Origin of the sequence: Bacillus sp. 220_BSPC, assembly GCF_001054655.1 — a bacterium.
Taxonomy (GTDB): domain Bacteria; phylum Bacillota; class Bacilli; order Bacillales; family DSM-1321; genus Peribacillus; species Peribacillus frigoritolerans.
Genome location: NZ_JVPL01000201.1, coordinates 29,489 through 47,335 on the forward strand (window position 1 = coordinate 29,489; position 17,847 = coordinate 47,335).

The 17,847-nt window shown below is 43.2% G+C and carries 16 protein-coding genes; 13 read left to right on the plus strand and 3 right to left on the minus strand.

Features of this window, described 5'->3' with window-relative positions; translation table 11 throughout:
* Window positions 1–14 precede the first annotated feature (14 nt).
* The 7 genes from ADA55_RS15760 to rbsB all read left to right on the plus strand — a co-directional run bounded on the left by ADA55_RS15760 (window position 15) and on the right by rbsB (window position 7,800).
* Window positions 15–1,826: an IucA/IucC family protein gene (locus ADA55_RS15760; protein WP_048685638.1), complete on the plus strand. Its 1,812-nt coding sequence runs from the start codon at window positions 15–17 to the stop codon at window positions 1,824–1,826.
* 335 nt (window positions 1,827–2,161) lie between these two features.
* Window positions 2,162–3,148, plus strand: a complete 987-nt coding sequence (locus tag ADA55_RS15765; RefSeq protein ID WP_048685640.1) for a LacI family DNA-binding transcriptional regulator — start codon at window positions 2,162–2,164, stop codon at window positions 3,146–3,148.
* A complete protein-coding gene (gene rbsK / locus ADA55_RS15770) occupies window positions 3,145–4,029 on the plus strand; it encodes a ribokinase (protein WP_048685641.1) in 885 nt (294 codons plus the stop codon). The genes ADA55_RS15765 and rbsK overlap by 4 nt, the downstream gene beginning before the upstream one ends.
* Window positions 4,026–4,418 (plus strand): D-ribose pyranase, encoded by a 393-nt coding sequence (gene rbsD / locus ADA55_RS15775; protein WP_034316088.1) that lies wholly within the window; start codon window positions 4,026–4,028, stop codon window positions 4,416–4,418. Before rbsK ends, rbsD begins: the two co-directional genes overlap by 4 nt.
* An 18-nt stretch (window positions 4,419–4,436) precedes the next feature.
* Window positions 4,437–5,918, plus strand: coding sequence for a sugar ABC transporter ATP-binding protein (locus ADA55_RS15780; protein ID WP_048685643.1), 1,482 nt, complete (start codon window positions 4,437–4,439; stop codon window positions 5,916–5,918).
* A 1-nt stretch (window position 5,919) separates the two neighbouring features.
* Window positions 5,920–6,864, plus strand: coding sequence for an ABC transporter permease (locus tag ADA55_RS15785; RefSeq protein ID WP_034316083.1), 945 nt, complete (start codon window positions 5,920–5,922; stop codon window positions 6,862–6,864).
* A 15-nt stretch (window positions 6,865–6,879) separates the two neighbouring features.
* Entirely contained in the window at window positions 6,880–7,800 is a 921-nt protein-coding gene (gene rbsB, locus ADA55_RS15790) for a ribose ABC transporter substrate-binding protein RbsB (protein WP_048685645.1), read from the plus strand.
* A 185-nt stretch (window positions 7,801–7,985) separates the two neighbouring features.
* On the opposite strand, the gene gdhA is transcribed toward rbsB, so the two are convergent.
* Complete coding sequence (gene gdhA, locus ADA55_RS15795) at window positions 7,986–9,368, minus strand: NADP-specific glutamate dehydrogenase (RefSeq protein WP_048685647.1); 1,383 nt, start codon at window positions 9,366–9,368, stop codon at window positions 7,986–7,988.
* A gap of 155 nt (window positions 9,369–9,523) precedes the next feature.
* Between gdhA and ADA55_RS15800 the strand changes: the two genes are divergently transcribed.
* The 3 genes from ADA55_RS15800 (at window position 9,524) to ADA55_RS15810 (ending at window position 13,134) form a co-directional block, all read left to right on the plus strand.
* The gene (locus ADA55_RS15800) at window positions 9,524–10,429 is read left to right on the plus strand and encodes a LysR family transcriptional regulator (RefSeq protein ID WP_048685649.1); all 906 of its coding nucleotides are present in this window, start codon (window positions 9,524–9,526) and stop codon (window positions 10,427–10,429) included.
* Window positions 10,430–10,831: 402 nt separating this feature from the next.
* Window positions 10,832–11,824, plus strand: a complete 993-nt coding sequence (locus tag ADA55_RS15805; protein ID WP_048685684.1) for a PTS transporter subunit IIC — start codon at window positions 10,832–10,834, stop codon at window positions 11,822–11,824.
* Between the two features lie 110 nt (window positions 11,825–11,934).
* On the plus strand, window positions 11,935–13,134 hold the full coding sequence (locus ADA55_RS15810; RefSeq protein WP_048685651.1) for a class I SAM-dependent rRNA methyltransferase: 1,200 nt from the start codon (window positions 11,935–11,937) through the stop codon (window positions 13,132–13,134).
* Window positions 13,135–13,218: 84 nt separating this feature from the next.
* On the opposite strand, the gene ADA55_RS15815 is transcribed toward ADA55_RS15810, so the two are convergent.
* Window positions 13,219–13,890 (minus strand): lysoplasmalogenase, encoded by a 672-nt coding sequence (locus ADA55_RS15815; protein ID WP_048685653.1) that lies wholly within the window; start codon window positions 13,888–13,890, stop codon window positions 13,219–13,221.
* Between the two features lie 135 nt (window positions 13,891–14,025).
* Entirely contained in the window at window positions 14,026–15,294 is a 1,269-nt protein-coding gene (locus tag ADA55_RS15820) for a dicarboxylate/amino acid:cation symporter (RefSeq protein WP_048685655.1), read from the minus strand.
* Window positions 15,295–15,460: 166 nt separating this feature from the next.
* Between ADA55_RS15820 and ADA55_RS15825 the strand changes: the two genes are divergently transcribed.
* The 3 genes from ADA55_RS15825 to ADA55_RS15835 all read left to right on the plus strand — a co-directional run bounded on the left by ADA55_RS15825 (window position 15,461) and on the right by ADA55_RS15835 (window position 17,774).
* The gene (locus ADA55_RS15825) at window positions 15,461–16,267 is read left to right on the plus strand and encodes an alpha/beta fold hydrolase (protein ID WP_048685656.1); all 807 of its coding nucleotides are present in this window, start codon (window positions 15,461–15,463) and stop codon (window positions 16,265–16,267) included.
* A 285-nt stretch (window positions 16,268–16,552) separates the two neighbouring features.
* Window positions 16,553–17,308: a threonine/serine exporter family protein gene (locus tag ADA55_RS15830; RefSeq protein ID WP_048685686.1), complete on the plus strand. Its 756-nt coding sequence runs from the start codon at window positions 16,553–16,555 to the stop codon at window positions 17,306–17,308.
* A gap of 16 nt (window positions 17,309–17,324) precedes the next feature.
* Window positions 17,325–17,774 (plus strand): threonine/serine exporter family protein, encoded by a 450-nt coding sequence (locus tag ADA55_RS15835; protein ID WP_176702809.1) that lies wholly within the window; start codon window positions 17,325–17,327, stop codon window positions 17,772–17,774.
* Window positions 17,775–17,847: the final 73 nt, after the last annotated feature.

Consider the following 17,847-nt stretch of genomic DNA (forward strand, 5'->3'; position numbering starts at 1 on the left):
GAAGGGAGAATTATATGCAGTTCATAAATGAAGTGGAACAGGCAGTTTCAGAAAAAAATTGGTCGATAGTAAACCAAAACCTGCTGGCCAAGATGATTTCTGAGTATATGTATGAAGATATGATCCATCCAGCTGTCCTGAACGAAAACGCAGCAGGAAATCTATATGAGTTAAAGATAAATGAGGGGAAATCTTATCGATTTTTAGCGTCGCCCCGTCTTTTTGACAGCTATGAAGTACAGGCCGAGTCGATCCAGGTATGTGAAACGGAAGGTTTTACACAGGCTAAAGATGCTATTCAATTCATTTTGGACATCCAGCCATTAATTGGGATGACTGCAGAAACAACAGGACATTTAATCAAAGAATTCCATCATACGCTGCTTGCGGATCTCCAACTGCTATCAAAACCTGAACAAGATGCGGATGATTTAGTCGAACTGGATTATGCATTACTTGAAGGCGAAATGAGCGGTCACCCTTGGATTGCTTATAACAAGGGAAGAATCGGTTTCGGTTATGATGATTATTTGAAGTTCGCCCCAGAAAACCAGAAGGAAGTTCAGTTATCCTGGATTGCCGTCCATAAAACCAGGGGTGAGTTCAATTCAGTCGAAACGTTATCCTATAAGCAATTGATGGAGAATGAACTGGATGGGGAAACCCAAAAATCATTTGCAAAGACATTGACAGAAAAAGGGCTGAACGCAGAAAACTATTACTACCTCCCAGTTCATGAATGGCAGTGGAAGAATGTAATCATCCAGAACTTTACCGATGACTTGGCTAAAGGGCTGATCGTAGCTTTGGGAAATGGTCCTGATAAATATTTGCCGCAACAATCCATCCGGACATTTGTTAATGTATCGAATAAGGATAAACACCACGTCAAGCTGCCGATGAGCATTTTAAATACGCTAGTATACCGTGGATTGCCAGCTGAACGCACGGTCATTGCCCCAAAAATCACAACGTATATAAAGAATATTTATGAAAATGATTCATTCTTGAAAGAACAATGCAAAGTAGTGCTTCCTGGTGAAGTGGCCAGTTTAAATGTTGATCACCCGTATTATTCCAAGCTAGAGAATGTACCGTATCAATATTTGGAGATGCTGGGGGGGATTTGGAGAGAAAGCATTTACAGTTATATGGAAGAAGGAGAAAAGCCCATTACGCTTGCGTCCCTTTTACATGCCGACAGCAAAGGTAAACCATATGTGGAAAGTCTTATTGAAAAATCGGGATTGACTGCAGAAGCCTGGACAGCTCAATTATTTGACGTCATCCTATCACCATTACTGCATTTCATCTATCAATATGGATTGGTCTTCTCGCCGCATGGTCAAAATACCATTTTAGTTTTGAAAGATTACAAACCTCACCGTTTGGCCATCAAGGATTTTGTAGATGATGTAAACGTAAGTGATCAGCCGCTTCCTGAATTAAGCAGCCTGCCTGATGATTTAAGGAAAGTACTAAGAAGTGAGACTCCGGAGGGGCTGGTTCAATTCATTTTCACGGGACTATTCATCTGTCATTTCCGATACTTGTCAACACTTCTGATGAAGAGGTCCCTTTTGGATGAGAATGCTTTTTGGGAAGGCGTCGCTCGAACAATCCTTACACATCAGAAAAAATTCCCTATGTTACAGGATCGTTTCGATACGTTCAATTTCTTTGCGCCAAAATTAACAAAGCTCTGCCTGAATAGAAATCGGATGCTTCAATATGGGTATAGCGATGGTGAAGACCGTCCGCATGCATCTGAGTTTGGGCATGTGAATAATGACCTTTATGAAAAGTTATCTGCAAAAACGCTATAAAGTTAAACTGGCTCAGACTTTTGAGCCAGTTTTCTTATGGTTTTACAATTTGACCGTTGATTTCCGCTCCAATCAACTTAGTTTTAACGGTAAGGTAGAACTGATGTTGTCTACAGTCTTTTATGATTTAAATAGATTAAATCTTGAGGTAATGTGGGTGTTAAACCTATAAAAGGGAAAATCAAAGAGACGAAATGTACGCATAAAAGACGGATTGTGTTATCCTCTTTGGGTCAAATTCACTAAAAATTATCTTTGAGATAGGGCTTGCCGTTCATTTAAATTGGTGATAAGCTATGTGTAAACGGTTACACAAAAGCGTAGAGGGTGATATTTTGGCAACTATTCGGGATGTGGCAAAGGAAGCTGGAGTTTCTGTGGCAACGGTTTCCAGAGTTATGAATGGCAGTGGTTATGCACATGAGGACACAAAAAAGGTGGTCATGGCAGCTGTTGAAAAATTGAATTATAAACCGAATGAAGTGGCAAGATCCCTCTACAATCGTAAATCCAAATTGGTTGGTTTGATTTTGCCGGACATTACGAATCCCTTCTTCCCAGAAATGGCAAGAGGTGTCGAGGATTATCTGCAGCAGTTTGGTTATCGGTTGATTTTTGGAAATAGTGATGAAAAGCGAGATAAAGAAATAGAATATATTGACACTTTCCTGCAAAACAATGTAGTGGGCATGATTGCTTCAACTAGTGAAGAAGCCAATGAGAATTTCGATAATCTGGATATTCCAGTTGTCCTTCTCGACCGTACAGCAGAGAAATTACCAGCTGTTTATTCCGATCAAAGGACAGGCGGTAAGCTGGCAGCACGCGTATTGCTGGATAGAGGCAGTACGAATATCGTCCTCATTAGGGGGCCAGTGGAAATAAAGCCTGTATATGAACGGTATATGGCAGCATTGGAAGAATTGAAACAAGCAAAAGTGAACGTGCAAGTCATGGATTCATCCCTGACTCTTCAGGGCGGCCAAACATGCGTCAAGCAGCTTTTCGAGCAATATCCGGAAACGGATGGAATCATTGCTTGTAATGATATTGTTGCAGCCGCCGCACTTCAAGAGATTTTAAAACGGGGAATACGGATACCGGAAGACATACAATTGATCGGCTATGATGATATCTCCTTCACAGCGTTATTGCACCCACCGTTATCGACCATTCGGCAGCCAGCCTATGAGATGGGGGCACATGCGGCGGAAATGCTAATTAAAAGGATCAATCAAGAAAAAATGGAAGTAACACATAAAAAGCTCCCTGTTTCTTTTGTGGAGAGACAAACAACGAGAAGGAAGGCGGAGAAGACATGATTAGAATTGCAGTAGTGGGAAGCTCGTCAATGGACTTAGTGGTGACATCAGCTAAACGGCCAATGGCGGGGGAAACGGTTTTAGGAGAGTCCTTTATCACGGTTCCTGGAGGAAAGGGAGCCAATCAGGCTGTTGCAGCGGCACGTCTTGGTGCAGAAGTGTCAATGGTTGGATGTGTGGGAGATGATGTCTATGGAGAGATCATCTTAGAAAATCTGAAAAAGAATCATGTAAACACGCAGTATGTGGAACCGGTTACAGGTTCTGCTTCCGGGACAGCACACATTACCCTTTCGGAAGGTGATAACAGCATTATAGTCGTAAAAGGTGCAAATGATTTCATTACTCCTGAATATGTAGAAAAGGCGAAAAAGGTGATAGAGGAATCGGATATCGTGATGGTTCAGCAGGAAATACCTGAGGAAACTGTGGAGTATCTGGCTGACTTGTGCAACATGCTTCAAAAGAGATTACTATTGAATCCAGCTCCCGCCCGCAAGCTAAGCGAGGCTGTCATTCAACAGGCATCCTTCCTTACTCCGAATGAACATGAATTTGAGATACTATTCGATGGGAGAGAAAGAACGGAAGTCTTGACTGAGTATCCAAATAAATTATTCATTACCGAAGGAAAAAATGGCGTCCGTTACTTTGATGGACATGAAGAAAAGATTGTTCCAAGCTTTGAAGTGGAAGCGGTGGATACAACAGGTGCAGGGGATACATTCAATGCTGCCTTTGCGGTGGCTGTTGCAGAAGGAAAAAGTTTTGGCGAAAGTTTGTTGTTCGCGAACCGGGCAGCTTCCATTTCCGTGACGAAATTAGGCGCTCAAGGCGGCATGCCGCAAAGGGTAGAGGTCGAGAGGGGCTTTGAAGCATGAAACGTCAAGGAATCATCAATAGTTCAATAGCCAAGGTCCTGGTTGACCTTGGTCATACCGATTATATTGTCGTAGGTGATGCCGGGCTGCCGGTGCCGCCCGGAGTTTGCAAGATAGATTTGGCATTGACCCCTGGGACGCCATCATTTCAAGATGTCGTCCGGGCGGTTCACGAAGATATGGTTGTTGAAAAAGTTATCGCTGCCACAGAAGTGAAGGTTAAAAACCCGGAACAACATCAATACATGGAGCAGCAATTCGGAGCAGCGATTGAATATGTTTCCCATGAGGATTTTAAAAGGCTGACAAGTAACGCGAAAGCCATTATCCGGACCGGGGAGACGACGCCATATTCAAATTGCATATTGCAGTCTGGAGTATTCTTTTAAAGAAATGAGATGATGAGCATGCAAATCGAAATGCACAATATTTATAAAGCATTTGGTCAAAACAAGGTATTGGAAGGTGTTCATTTTTCTTTAGAGGCTGGGGAAGTGCATGCACTAATGGGGGAAAATGGAGCGGGGAAATCAACCTTGATGAACATTTTGACCGGGCTGCATAAACAAGATCAAGGAACGATCGAGATTAACGGTAAAGAAACCTCCTTCAAGGATTCAAAGGAAGCCGAAGAGGCGGGAATGGCCTTTATCCGTCAGGAATTGAATATTTGGCCCGAAATGACCGTGCTGGAGAATCTATTTATCGGCAGGGAAATGGTGAATGCCTTCGGTGTCCTGAAGACGAAACAAATGAAAGCGCGTGCAAAAGAGATTTTTAAAACACTTAATATTTCCCTTCCTTTTGATAAGGAAGCCGGATTCTGTTCTGTCGGTGAACAGCAAATGATTGAAATTGCCAAGGCGCTCATGACGGATGCCGAAGTCATCATCATGGACGAGCCAACGGCCGCTTTGACTGATAGGGAAATAGAGAAGCTCTTTGAAGTGATGAGGGGGCTTACCAAAAAGGGTGTATCGCTTGTTTATATTTCTCACCGAATGGAAGAAATATTCGCCATTTGTGACAGGATCACCGTAATGCGTGACGGAAAGACAGTCGATACGAAAAGAATTGCAGATACAAATTTCGATGAAGTCGTTCAGAAAATGGTCGGGCGGGAGCTGGAGGACCGTTTTCCTCATCGTGAAGCGAATCCTGGCGACATAGTCCTTGATGTGAAAGGTTTAACCAGAAAGGGGCTTTTTGAAGATATCCATTTCGCGGTTCGGCAAGGTGAGATTGTCGGTGTAGCCGGATTAATGGGAGCAGGCAGAACGGAAATAATGCGCGCCCTTTTTGGTGTCGACCAAATAGACAGCGGTGAAATCACCATTGAAGGCAAGAAAGTTTCCATACGAAAACCAACGGATGCAGTTCGACACGGCCTGGCTTTCATTACGGAAAATCGTAAAGAAGAGGGATTGATCCTCGACTTTTCTGTAAGGGAAAATATCGGCTTGCCGAATCTCAAGAGTTTTGCTCCTAGCGGTATCGTGAAAACGGAAGATGAGATGAACTTTGCCGAAATGATGATTAAGCGCCTTCACGTGAAGACATCTTCTACTGAAACGATCATCGGCAACCTATCCGGAGGAAATCAACAGAAGGTGGTAATCGCCAAATGGATCGGCACTTCCCCTAAAGTTTTAATTATGGATGAACCGACCCGGGGCATAGATGTTGGTGCAAAACGTGAAATTTACGAATTGATGAATGAATTGACGGAACGAGGCATCGCCATCATCATGGTTTCCTCGGAACTTCCGGAAATCATTGGAATGAGCGATAGAATCCTTGTGGTTCACGAAGGTGGGATTGCTGGGGAATTGTTAAAGCAGGAAGCGACGCAAGAAAAAATAATGGCATTGGCGACAGGAGGGAACTAGGATGAAACTTGAGGCTACAGGGAAAAGCGGGATTTGGCAAAAATTTGGTCCGTTACTCGCCCTGGTACTTTTATTTATCGTAATAACCGTTTTAAATCCATCATTCATGGAACCGAATAATATTTTGAATTTATTGCGTCAAACCTCCATCAATGCACTTATTGCATTTGGAATGACCTTTATCATATTGACAGGCGGCATCGACTTGTCCGTCGGTTCCATTTTAGCTCTATCCAGCGCACTCATGGCTGGTATGATGGTCTCGGGATTAGATCCGATCTTGGCCATATTGGTGGGCATTCTACTAGGTGCAATAATGGGTGTAATCAATGGGATTCTCGTTTCAAAGGGTAAGATGGCCCCTTTCATCGTGACACTGGCCACCATGACGATTTTCCGGGGATTAACGCTTGTGTACACGGATGGAAAGCCGATTACTGGAATTGGCGATTCCGTTATGTTTCAGATGCTTGGGAGAGGTTACTTCCTGGGCGTGCCGGTACCGGCCGTTGTGATGATCATCGCTTTCATGATCCTATGGTTCCTGCTTCATAAAACATCCTTTGGCCGTAAAACATATGCCATCGGCGGAAATGAAAGGGCTTCCCGGATTTCGGGGATTAAAGTTGACCGGGTCAAGGTGGCCATATATGGTCTGGCTGGTACGATGGCGGCAATCGCCGGTGCCATTTTAACATCGCGTCTGAATTCGGCACAGCCGACGGCAGGACAATCCTATGAAATGGATGCCATCGCAGCCGTGGTGCTGGGCGGAACGAGCCTTTCAGGCGGTAAAGGGCGGTTGTTCGGTACGCTGGTGGGTGTCCTGATCATCGGTACCTTGAATAACGGCATGAACTTACTTGGTGTATCCTCCTTCTACCAGCAAGTGGTAAAAGGTGCAGTTATATTAATCGCGGTCTTACTTGACCGTAAAAAATCATAAGAAGAGGTGTAATCAATGAAAAAAATAGTAACGATCATCATGGTTCTTTCTTTAATGGTCTTGGCTGCCTGTTCAATGGATTCTGGTCTAACAGATGATAAAAAGGAAAAGAAAGACTCGATGAAAGACGTGAAAGTCGGGGTCAGCATCTCTACTTTAAACAACCCATTCTTCGTTTCCTTAAAAGATGGTATTGAAAAAGAAGCAAAAGAAAAGGGCATGAAAGTCACAGTTGTTGACGCCCAGGATGATACGGCAAAGCAAATCAGCGGAATTGAAGATTTAATCCTTCAAAAGGTTGATGTCCTTCTTGTGAATCCAACTGACTCTGCGGCAATATCTTCAGCCGTTAAAGATGCAAATGATGCGGGCATTCCCGTTATCACGATTGACCGCTCTTCAGACGAAGGCGACATTGAAACGTTCATCGCTTCCGATAATGTGGCTGGCGGGGAAATGGCTGCAGAATATCTAGTTAAAGAGCTTGGCGAAAAAGCGAAAGTAGTGGAACTTGAAGGGGTATCCGGAGCATCAGCAACTCGTGAACGCGGGAAAGGTTTCCATAATATTGCGGACAAGCAGTTAGAGGTCCTGACAAGTCAAACGGCGGAATTCGACCGGACAAAAGGGCTTAACGTAATGGAAAATATCCTGCAAGGCAATAAAGACATCCAAGCGGTATTCGCCCATAATGATGAAATGGCACTAGGAGCCATTGAAGCAATCAAGGCGGCAGGCAAAGACATCATCGTCGTTGGCTTTGACGGAAATGATGATGCTTTGAAAGCAGTTGAAAACGGTGAACTAAAAGCAACAATCGCCCAACAACCGGCACTTATCGGTGAAGAAGCGGTTAATGCGGCTGAAAAGATCTTAAAAGGCGACAAAGTGGATGACACAATATCCGTTCCATTGAAATTGGTCACCAAAGAGTGATTGTCTCCCAAACAAAAAGAGTGCCGGAAATCTTCCGGCACTCTTTTTGTAGTGTTTTGATCTCATTGATGTGATTTTAGTGTGGATATTCAGCTTGAAATGATATCAATAAGAGGGAGATAGAAAAGTGAGTTCATTTTTTTAGGCGGCCCCGTGTCGGAACCGCCCATTACATCTATTGATTGCTAGAGTACACCTTGAGTCAGCATCGCATCCGCCACTTTAAGGAATCCGGCAATATTGGCCCCGACAACTAAATTGCCAGGCGCACCATATGCTTCGGCGGCCTCTATGCTGTTTTTATAGATATTTTTCATGATCTCATGCAGCTTGGCATCGACTTCTTCGAAAGTCCAAGGCATCCTGGCACTGTTTTGGGCCATTTCGAGTGCAGACACGGCTACGCCGCCTGCATTGACTGCTTTTGCTGGTCCAAAAAGGATGCCGTTATTAAGGAATACATCAATGGCCTCAAGGGTTGAAGGCATATTAGCGCCCTCACCGACTGCCTTCACATTATTTTTGACCAGTAATTTTGCTGCTTCTTCATCGATTTCATTTTGTGTGGCACAAGGCAGGGCGATGTCGCATGGTACAGACCAGATGCCGTAGCTTCCTTCATGGTATATAGCCTCCGGGTGCGCATCGACATACTCGCTTAAACGTTTTCGTTCCACTTCTTTTAGACGTCTAACTGTATTAAGATTCAGGCCATTTTCATCATATATGTAGCCATTGGAGTCGCTGCATGCAACAACTTTAGCGCCTAGCTGTGTAGCTTTTTCAATGGCATAAATGGATACATTGCCAGACCCTGAGATAACGACAGTGCTGCCATGGAATTGTAACCCTTTGTCTTTTAGCATTTCTTCGACAAAGTAAACCGTTCCATATCCAGTCGCCTCTGTACGGGCCAAACTTCCGCCGTAACTTATGCCTTTACCGGTTAAAACACCGGCATGGTAGCTGCCTTGCATCTTTTTATACTGACCGAACAAGTAACCGATCTCCCTTGCACCGACTCCGATATCACCAGCCGGTACGTCTGTATCAGGGCCGATATAACGAGATAGTTCCGACATGAAGCTTTGGCAAAAACGCATGATTTCCGCATCCGATTTTCCTTTTGGATCGAAGTCCGACCCGCCTTTACCCCCACCGATCGGCTGGCCAGTAAGCGAGTTTTTAAAGATTTGCTCGAAACCAAGAAACTTTATGATGCTGGAATTGACAGTGGGGTGGAAACGGAGACCGCCTTTGAATGGTCCGATTGCACTGTTGAATTGCACACGAAAACCACGGTTGACTTGAACATTTCCCAGGTCATCAACCCAAGAGACACGGAAGGTGATCATTCTTTCGGGTTCTACCAGCCTCTCCAATATCCCGCTTTTCATATATTCTGGATGTTTTGCAAAAACCGGGACCAACGAAAGGAATATCTCCTTTACGGCTTGATGGAATTCACTTTCGTGAGGATTACGTTCCTTTACCTGTGCGTATACTTGACTTACGAACTCTCTGGCAACCTGCAATTCCTCATGTTCGACTTCCTGTGAAGTGGTCATTGTTTTCTCTCCTTTAGTTAAAGTCATAAAATATTAAATAGGGTAAGTCTATCGGTTTTTATATGATACTTTCATGATATAATTTAAAAATGAAACGAACAATCTGAATATTAGATAAATAACATGCTGTTTTGATATGAAAGAGGGAGCTTAGATTGGAATTAAGGCAAATTGAATATTTCATTGAAGTGGCAAAGCGTGAACATATGACGGAAGCAGCAGTGGATTTGCATGTTGCCCAGTCTGCTGTCAGTCGCCAAATATACAATTTAGAAGAAGAGCTGGGTGTGCCCTTATTTATCAGGGAAGGCCGAAAGATTAGATTGACGCCTATAGGCCATACATTTTTATCTCATATGGAACAAGCTATGGATATAATCAATCGTGCCAAGCGTGAGATGGCCGAAAGTCTGGATCCGGAAAAAGGGACAATCCGCATTGGCTTTCCCAGCAGTTTGGCTTCTTATGTATTGCCAAGGGTCATTTCCGACTTCAGGGAAAGTTACCCCCAGGCGAAATTTACATTGAAACAAGGTTCCTATCGCTACCTGATAGATTCTGTGATTAAAGGAAACATTAACATGGCCTTGATTGGCCCCCTGCCGGTGAATGAAAAGAAAATCAAAGGGGAAACGCTGTTTATTGAGAACTTAGTTGCCCTTCTGCCAGAAAGCCATCCTTTGGCCCTGAAGAAATCACTATCCTTGAATGAGCTTCAAGGAAATCCGTTCATCTTATCTCCAAAGGGTTATGTTTTAAGGGATCTCGTTATGAAAGCTTGCAAATTGCATGGTTTTGAACCGGAGGTGGCATTTGAAGGGAAAGATACTGATGCCATAAAAGGCCTGGTGGCGGCAGGTCTGGGTATAACTTTGATACCTGAGATTTCCTTGATTGATAGCTTGCCGCGTTTTACGGTTAAACTGCCGCTGGAGAATCCATCTGTAACCAGGGCTGTAGGGGTCATCGTTCCGACTGATAGGGAACTGATGCCAACGGAGAAATTGTTTTACCAATACTTGAAGGACACTTTTGCCAAATTGGAAGGATTTCAAAAATAGGATGATATCTATTAGAAAAGGCATAAATACAATGAGAGAATCCTTAATCGGGTTCTTTTTTTTGTCGCAAATGTACCTAAGTATTCCATGTAGGCATCCTTAAAAGGGGATAACTTATTTTGAGATAATGAGTTATTGATTTTTATTGAACAGTAATGTGTTAAACCTTTATTTTTGAAAGCGCTTTTATTTTTTTAGAATAAAAATATCACTTACATTATCAGAAAATTCATGTTATTATACGAACAGACATTAACAGACATTCAGGTAGTGGTACGATATACTTAATAGGCTTTTTAAATGAAGACCTTTATTTTTTTTTTGATTTTCCTAAATTGAATATTCAGATAATTAACGAGGAGTGGAGATAAAGTGAGCAGGAAAGAATACATCAGCGATCGAATGTACAAGGCATCAACAGGGATAGCCAACGCTGTTTTGGTTACATTAGGGATCGGGTTATTGTTTGAATCCATAGGGGGATATTTAGGTTGGGAGGTCTTTCTGGCAATAGGCGGGGCCGCGAAGGTCTTGCTGGCACCAGCTTTAGGAGCAGGAATCGCCTATCAGCTAGGAGGAAATTCATTAATTATCTTTAGCGCCATGGCTTCAAGTGCTGTTGGAGGTGCTGCCATTCACAAAACGGCTGAGGGTGCCTTCACGATTGTTACGGGCCAGCCGCTAAGTGCTGTCTTGGCAGCGGTGATTGCAACATATATAGGTAAGCGCATAATCGGCAAAACGAAGTTGGACATCATGGCCATCCCAATGGGTGCCGTTCTTGTCGGTGGAGTTTCGGGATATGGCCTAGCTCTTGTCACCACTCCGCTCCTAACATGGATAAGCAGTCAAACTACCGCTGCGGTCGAGGGTTCCCCATTAATCGGTTCCATGGTCATAGCCTTGGTATGGAGCATTTTATTGATGACACCGGCGTCTTCCGCCGCATTGGCGATCGCCCTGCAATTAGATCCCGTTTCCAGTGCTGCGGCCCTAATCGGATGTACGGTTCAGTTTGTCGGGTTCACTGTCATGTCTTATAAAGATAATGATATGGGCGGGTTTCTGGCACAGATGGTCGTTACGCCAAAAGTTCAATTTCCTAACCTGATCAAAAAACCATTATATGTAGTTCCGCCTTTTGTGGCGGCAATCATCTGTGCGCCTATCGCTACCTTGGCATTCGATTTTCAAGTGCCGTATGAGCTTGGAGGCATGGGGTTAAGTTCAATGATTGCCCCGATTGCGATCATAACCGGTCAGGGGCTATACACGTTCTTGGTTTATGTGGCAGTGGGGATGGTATTGCCAGCTGTGATCACGCTTGCCTTACATCGCGTATTGAAGATGATGGGTAAAGTTAAGCCAGGCGATCTTCATTTAGAAGTTTCATAATCAAAGTTTTCTTGGAAACCAGCCAGGTTAAGGAACCGGGCTGGTTTTTATTTATAAGGGGATTAGGGTAAAATGGGGAGGAAAGCATTTGCAAAGATAGGATGATATAGATGGGAAAAGAAATCGATATAAAAGTGAAAGCTAAGTTCGTGAGTAAAATCAGCAAGGGTTTTCCCTTGATTGTTAAAGAGTCGATAGCCAATCTTAATGACCTTCAGGAAGAGGGATCCTTGGTGCGCTTGGTGGATGAGAACAACCGCTTTCTGGCAAAAGGATATTATGGCATACAGAATAAGGGCTATGGCTGGATATTGACCCGGAGAGAGAATGAAAAGATCGATCAATCCTTCTTTAACGGAAAAATCCAGGCTGCATATGAATTCCGAAAGTCTTTTTTTGAAGATGGGGAGACTACAGCTTTCCGCTTGTTTAATGGGGAAGGTGATGGAATTGGCGGTTTAATCATTGATCATTATGATGGTCACTATGTCATTAGCTGGTATAGCAAAGGAATATATTTCTTTAAGGACTACATCCTTAAGGCATTGCAGGAAACGGTCGAGGTCAAATCGATTTATCAGAAGAAACGCTTTGATACAAAGGGGCAGTACGTGGAAGAAGACGATTTTGTCATGGGCGAACAGCCGGAATTTCCGCTTCTTGTAAAGGAAAATGGAGTCCATTTTGCTGTTTATCTGAATGATGGGGCAATGGTCGGTGTCTTCCTTGATCAACGCGATGTCAGAAGGAAAATCCGCGATGAATACGCAAAAGGGAAAACGGTGTTGAATATGTTCTCCTATACGGGGGCATTCTCCGTGTTTGCCGCTTTAGGCGGTGCTGTTAAAACAACGAGTGTCGACCTGGCGAATAGAAGTTTACCAAAGACGATCGAGCAGTTCAGTGTGAATGGCATAGATCCTGAAGCTCACAATATCGTGGTGATGGATGTTTTCAAGTATTTTAAATATGCGGTGAAGAAAGCCTTGAAATTTGAAATGGTCATCCTTGATCCGCCTAGCTTTGCCAAATCGAAGAAGTTTACTTTCAGTGCCGGAAAAGACTATACGAATCTACTGAAGGATACCATTTCCATTACGGAAGACAATGGGGTCATTATCGCCTCAACTAATTGCAGTACGTTCGACATGAAAAAATTCAAGAACTTCATTGATGTTGCTTTCAAGGAAATGAATGGAAAGTACGAGATCATGGAACAATTCTCATTGCCGGCTGATTTTAAAACAATTCCTGAGTATAAGGAAGGGAATTATTTAAAAGTAGTCTTCATTAAGAAAATTAAAGGATAAGAAAAGGCGTCCACAGTTCAAGCAGAACTGTGAATGCCTTTTTTATAATGAAAAAGTTTCATGTGGAACGATTGGACATTAGATTCACTGGATAGGCCGTTCACTTTTCAAACCTTTCGATACATGAAAGGTAGGTTTCCTGAGAATGCTGTTAGCGATGCAAAACTGGGCTGTATAGTAGGTAAGCATGATCAGTGGACCTGAAAAGGCAACATCATCGATAAATTTGTTCCAAGATAAAATGGAGTCTGAAATCATGAAGAGGACCCCGCCGATGATTGCGGCGGCATTTCCGGTCATAAATGCTGCCCAGCCCATAAGGGAGATGACCGTTACATAGCAGATCACAGGGATGATTAGGTTATGTTCACCTTTTTCGATTAATGAATGTACAATTTCACGGCTAATCCAAGTGGAGTAAATGCTAATCGGAACAATCGTCGCAAATCGGAGCCATGAAAAGTTCCATTGTCCAAAGAATGCCGAAATATAGAAAAGGTGGCCGATCAAGAAGGCGGAAAGCCCGATGACGAACCAAATCAACAAACCATCTCCAAGCATGCAAAAGAATAAACCAAGAAGGATTAAGGATTGGTAACGACCCCGTCTTCCCACATTAGTGCGGGCGTAGAGCAAAATCAATAACATGGGGAGTACCTTGAACAGTATTTTGATGATCAAAGGCTCCTCCGGTATAAGAAAAATATAGGATAGTCCCGTGATAAGGATTGCCCCAGGTAAGCATTTCATTAACATTCCATTCCCTCCTTCAATCTTTAATTCTATGCAAGGGGATGGGACCCCTTGTCAATGAAAGAACTGTTTGAAAGAAAGTCGTGAAAATGAAAAAACTGACCCCTGTTTTAACCAGGAGCCAGTCAGTCATAAGAATCATACGGCTGATTTTTCTTTAACGAAAGCTTGTTTTAACCAGTTTTTTCCCTCAACAAGCCTTGTGACAAGCATGGCACAAACCGTGTTTCCTGTTGAGTTAAGCAATGTAGCGGGAGCATCGATGATCGTGGAGATAACGGCAATGATAGGCAGGACTTCCACAGGGAAGCCGAATACGCTAAGAATCAACATTTCCCCAATCATGCCGCCCCCAGGAATGGCACCCATAACAGCTCCTACCAAAAAGGCAACAGCTAGTATACTTAAAATGCTTGAAATGCTTGTCATATCCTTTCCAAATAAGCTGAATAGGAAAACGATTTTCAATACACCGCCGAATACCGAACCATCTTTATGAGTGTTGGCTCCGAGTGGGATGACAGTCTCCGCTATATCCTTAGGCACGCCCATTTTCTTGACTGATTCCAGGTTGACTGGAATGGATGCTGCACTTGAACAAGTTGCGATGGCTGTAATGGATGGTGTCAGGGCATTTTTCCAAAATAGTTTAACTCCATCTTTCCCGCCGGCGATAAAGGCATACAAAGTGAAGAAGCCGAAATAATAAATCAAGGCCAAGACTAGATAAAGAATGAAAGTGCGAGCATATCCTTCTAAAATCTGCGGCCCAAGCTGCCCGATAATCGCCGCAAAATAAGCACCAAGTCCAATTGGCGCATAGTACATGACGATTTTGACGACCTTCATCATGACAGCTGTACCTGCTGTCAAAAACTCAGTAATCGGTCTTGCTTTCTCACCGACCAGTGCAGTGGAAAGTCCAATTAATACGGAGAAAACGATAAGCTGAAGCATATTGCTTCTGGAAAACAGTTCTGGAAAGTCGGAAACGGTTACAGTGCTGACCAGTTGACTGAAGAAGGAAACTTCTTCGATGGTCTCTTCAGGGGAACTGTTTTCCATCAGTTCTTTAATGGCTGTCGTATCTGTACCCTCCAACGGATTGACGATGGTTGTCCCAATAAATCCAATGACGGCAGCTAAAGCAGCCGTTGTCAGGAAAACGAGAACGATACTTCCCATAATTTTTCCGAGACGCTTCATTCCGCTCATATTGGCAATCGCTGAAGCAATGCTGAAAAATACCAATGGCACGATGATCGTGAACATCAGATTTAAGAATAAGTCCCCTAGCGGCTGTATGATCGAGGTTTTCTCCCCGAAAACCACGCCCGCTATCCCACCGATAATGATGGCAGTGAGCAGTATTAAAGAGGATCGATAGTTTTTGATAAAGCTCTTCATTTAAATTCAGTCCTTTCAGGATGAAGATATCAATAAAAATATACTTCATTATCAACTCTAAAATCGGGTTTGACAATATTTTTTTATAGGAAGGAATGTTAAAGGAATAAATGCAATAAATAATAATGGGGAATGGATGGTGAAAATATCGAGAAGGAGGGATAGAATGGCATTTGTTGAGGTGGAAGAAGGCGTTCGGTTGTTTTATGAGGAAAAGGGCCAGGGGAGACCGATTATCTTTATCCATGGTGTGTGGATGAGCAGCCGGTTCTTTAAAAGGCAGCTGCCGTACTTTTCAGAAAAATATAGAACGATATTGCTTGATTTAAGAAGTCATGGCCAGTCAAATCATGTACATTATGGAAATACGGTATCCGTTTATGCAAAAGATCTTCATGCGTTCATAGGTGAACTGGGATTAAAGGATGTCATACTTGTAGGCTGGTCGATGGGGGCATTTGTCGTTTGGGATTATCTTAAGCAATTCGGTGAGGGAAATATTCATTCAACTGTGATCGTGGATGAATTGGCCTCTGATTTTAAGTGGCCCGATTTTCATATCGGTGCATTTGATATGGAAACGTTGATTGCCTTCATGACAGAAATTCAAACGAATCGTACCCCATTTTTGCAAAAATTCCTTACTTCCATGTTCAACAATGAATTATCTGCAGAGGATGCAGGCTGGATGCTTGGGGAAGTGACCAAAATGCCGGAATCCATTGCTGGCAGCATTCTATTTGACCAATCGATTGTGGACTATCGTTCCTTCTTGCCGGCAATCAATGTACCCACACTTCTCTGTTTTGGAAGACATGAAAAAGTCATTCCTGTAGCAGCTGGGGAACATTTGCATGAAAACATTCCGAATTCCAAACTAGTAATCTTTGAAGATAGTTGCCATTGTCCGTTCATGGAAGAAAGCGAGTTGTTTAATGAAACCGTGAATGGCTTCATTCAAAAGGGTGTATAGTCGTACAGGATAGGGAAAAGGGATGCAGGGTTCGTGCCCGCATTCCTTTTATTCATGGTTATAAATCAAATTTTTCTGTTAATTAAACGGTTTCGGCAAGAAATAAGGGGAATACTGGTACTAAGGACGTCATTGGTGCAGGGTTAATGGAATTGTTAAATTAAATGGGTAATATTTTTATATCCTTTTCACAGGAATTGGGCTATTATGAGGTGGATTTAAATTGGTGTGATCGTTTATCTGTTATTGAGAGAAACTCATGCAGGAAGTGATGGTGAGGATAAAATGGATGATCGTTTACCATACAATGAAATTATAGATGTATGTTTACTTGCGGGAAAAATCATGCTTCAGAACGGAGCGGAAACATCAAGGGTGGAAGATACGATGGTTAGGATCGCTGCAGCGTTTGGGTGCGGTGAATCACACAGTTTTTCGACCCCTACTGGAATTATTTTTTCGCTGGATGGCATGCACCCAGCGTCAAAATTGATCCGGGTTTCCCAACGATCTACAGATTTACATAAGGTGACGCTGGTTAATAGTATATCCCGAAGCATTTCCAGCAAGGAAATGACACCGGAGGAAGCATATTTACGGTTAAAACAAATCGAAAAGGCCGGGATGGGGTATCCAATGTGGGTGCAGGTCTTTGCTGCATTTATAGCGAGCGGCTGCTTTTTAATCATGTTCCAAGGACAGTGGAGTGATTTCATCTGGTCCTGTATAGCTGGAGCAATGGGGTTCTCATGCCTGCTTTATTTGCACTGGTTACTGGAAGTCCGTTTTTTTGCTGAGTTCATCGCCTCTTTAGTCGTAGGATTAGTAGCTTTGCTCTTTGTCCAGATTGGTGTTGGAAGTCATTTGGATACGATAATCATTGGAGCGGTGATGCCGCTTGTGCCAGGGCTGTTAATTACGAATGCAGCCAGGGATTTAATTGCAGGGCATTTGGTTTCGGGTCTATCCAAGGGTGCGGATGCAGGTTTGACTGCTTTAGCCATTGGGGCAGGAATATCGGCCGCGTTTGTTTTCTTATGATTTTAGGGGAGGAAGAATGATGGTTGCACAGCTTATTACAAGTTTCATTGCCTCAGCCGCCTTTGGAGTCATCTTCAATGTACCAAAAAATTCATTGTTTCAATGTGGTTTCGTAGGGATGTTGGGGTGGATCTTATACTTTGCTCTGGTTGAAAATGAGATAAACAGCATCATTGCAACATTAGCGTCTGCATTTATCGTTGCGGTCATCAGCCAGTATTTTGCTAAAAGGTATAAAAGGCCGATCACGATTTTCAATGTATCGGGAATCATCCCCCTCGTGCCTGGAGGTTTGTCGTATGATGCGATGAAGCATTTTGTCGGAAATGATTTTTATGTCGCCGTTCAGCTGGCAGCCAAGGTTTTCATGCTGGCTGGTGCCATTGCGATGGGGCTGATCTTTGCCGAAGTCATGAACCAGTTAGTAACTAAGTACAATAGAAGGAAGGTAAGATTGAGAAGTTAGCGGGAATCTTCCTGATGAATATGTTCTGAAAAAAGAGAAAGGAGAGCAGGCCGAAGCCTGCTCTCCTTTCTCT

Excerpts from the sequence above, each read along its gene's own strand:
- ADA55_RS15780 (WP_048685643.1), top strand. The coding sequence starts at position 4,437 with ATGCAAATCGAAATGCACAATATTTATAAAGCATTTGGTCAAAACAAG.
- ADA55_RS15760 (WP_048685638.1), top strand. The coding sequence starts at position 15 with ATGCAGTTCATAAATGAAGTGGAACAGGCAGTTTCAGAAAAAAATTGG.
- rbsK (WP_048685641.1), top strand. The coding sequence starts at position 3,145 with ATGATTAGAATTGCAGTAGTGGGAAGCTCGTCAATGGACTTAGTGGTG.
- ADA55_RS15830 (WP_048685686.1), top strand. The coding sequence starts at position 16,553 with ATGGATGATCGTTTACCATACAATGAAATTATAGATGTATGTTTACTT.
- ADA55_RS15785 (WP_034316083.1), top strand. The coding sequence starts at position 5,920 with ATGAAACTTGAGGCTACAGGGAAAAGCGGGATTTGGCAAAAATTTGGT.
- ADA55_RS15805 (WP_048685684.1), top strand. The coding sequence starts at position 10,832 with ATGTACAAGGCATCAACAGGGATAGCCAACGCTGTTTTGGTTACATTA.
- ADA55_RS15825 (WP_048685656.1), top strand. The coding sequence starts at position 15,461 with ATGGCATTTGTTGAGGTGGAAGAAGGCGTTCGGTTGTTTTATGAGGAA.
- ADA55_RS15835 (WP_176702809.1), top strand. The coding sequence starts at position 17,325 with ATGATGGTTGCACAGCTTATTACAAGTTTCATTGCCTCAGCCGCCTTT.
- ADA55_RS15815 (WP_048685653.1), bottom strand. The coding sequence starts at position 13,890 with ATGTTAATGAAATGCTTACCTGGGGCAATCCTTATCACGGGACTATCC.
- gdhA (WP_048685647.1), bottom strand. The coding sequence starts at position 9,368 with ATGACCACTTCACAGGAAGTCGAACATGAGGAATTGCAGGTTGCCAGA.
- rbsD (WP_034316088.1), top strand. The coding sequence starts at position 4,026 with ATGAAACGTCAAGGAATCATCAATAGTTCAATAGCCAAGGTCCTGGTT.
- ADA55_RS15810 (WP_048685651.1), top strand. The coding sequence starts at position 11,935 with ATGGGAAAAGAAATCGATATAAAAGTGAAAGCTAAGTTCGTGAGTAAA.
- ADA55_RS15820 (WP_048685655.1), bottom strand. The coding sequence starts at position 15,294 with ATGAAGAGCTTTATCAAAAACTATCGATCCTCTTTAATACTGCTCACT.
- rbsB (WP_048685645.1), top strand. The coding sequence starts at position 6,880 with ATGAAAAAAATAGTAACGATCATCATGGTTCTTTCTTTAATGGTCTTG.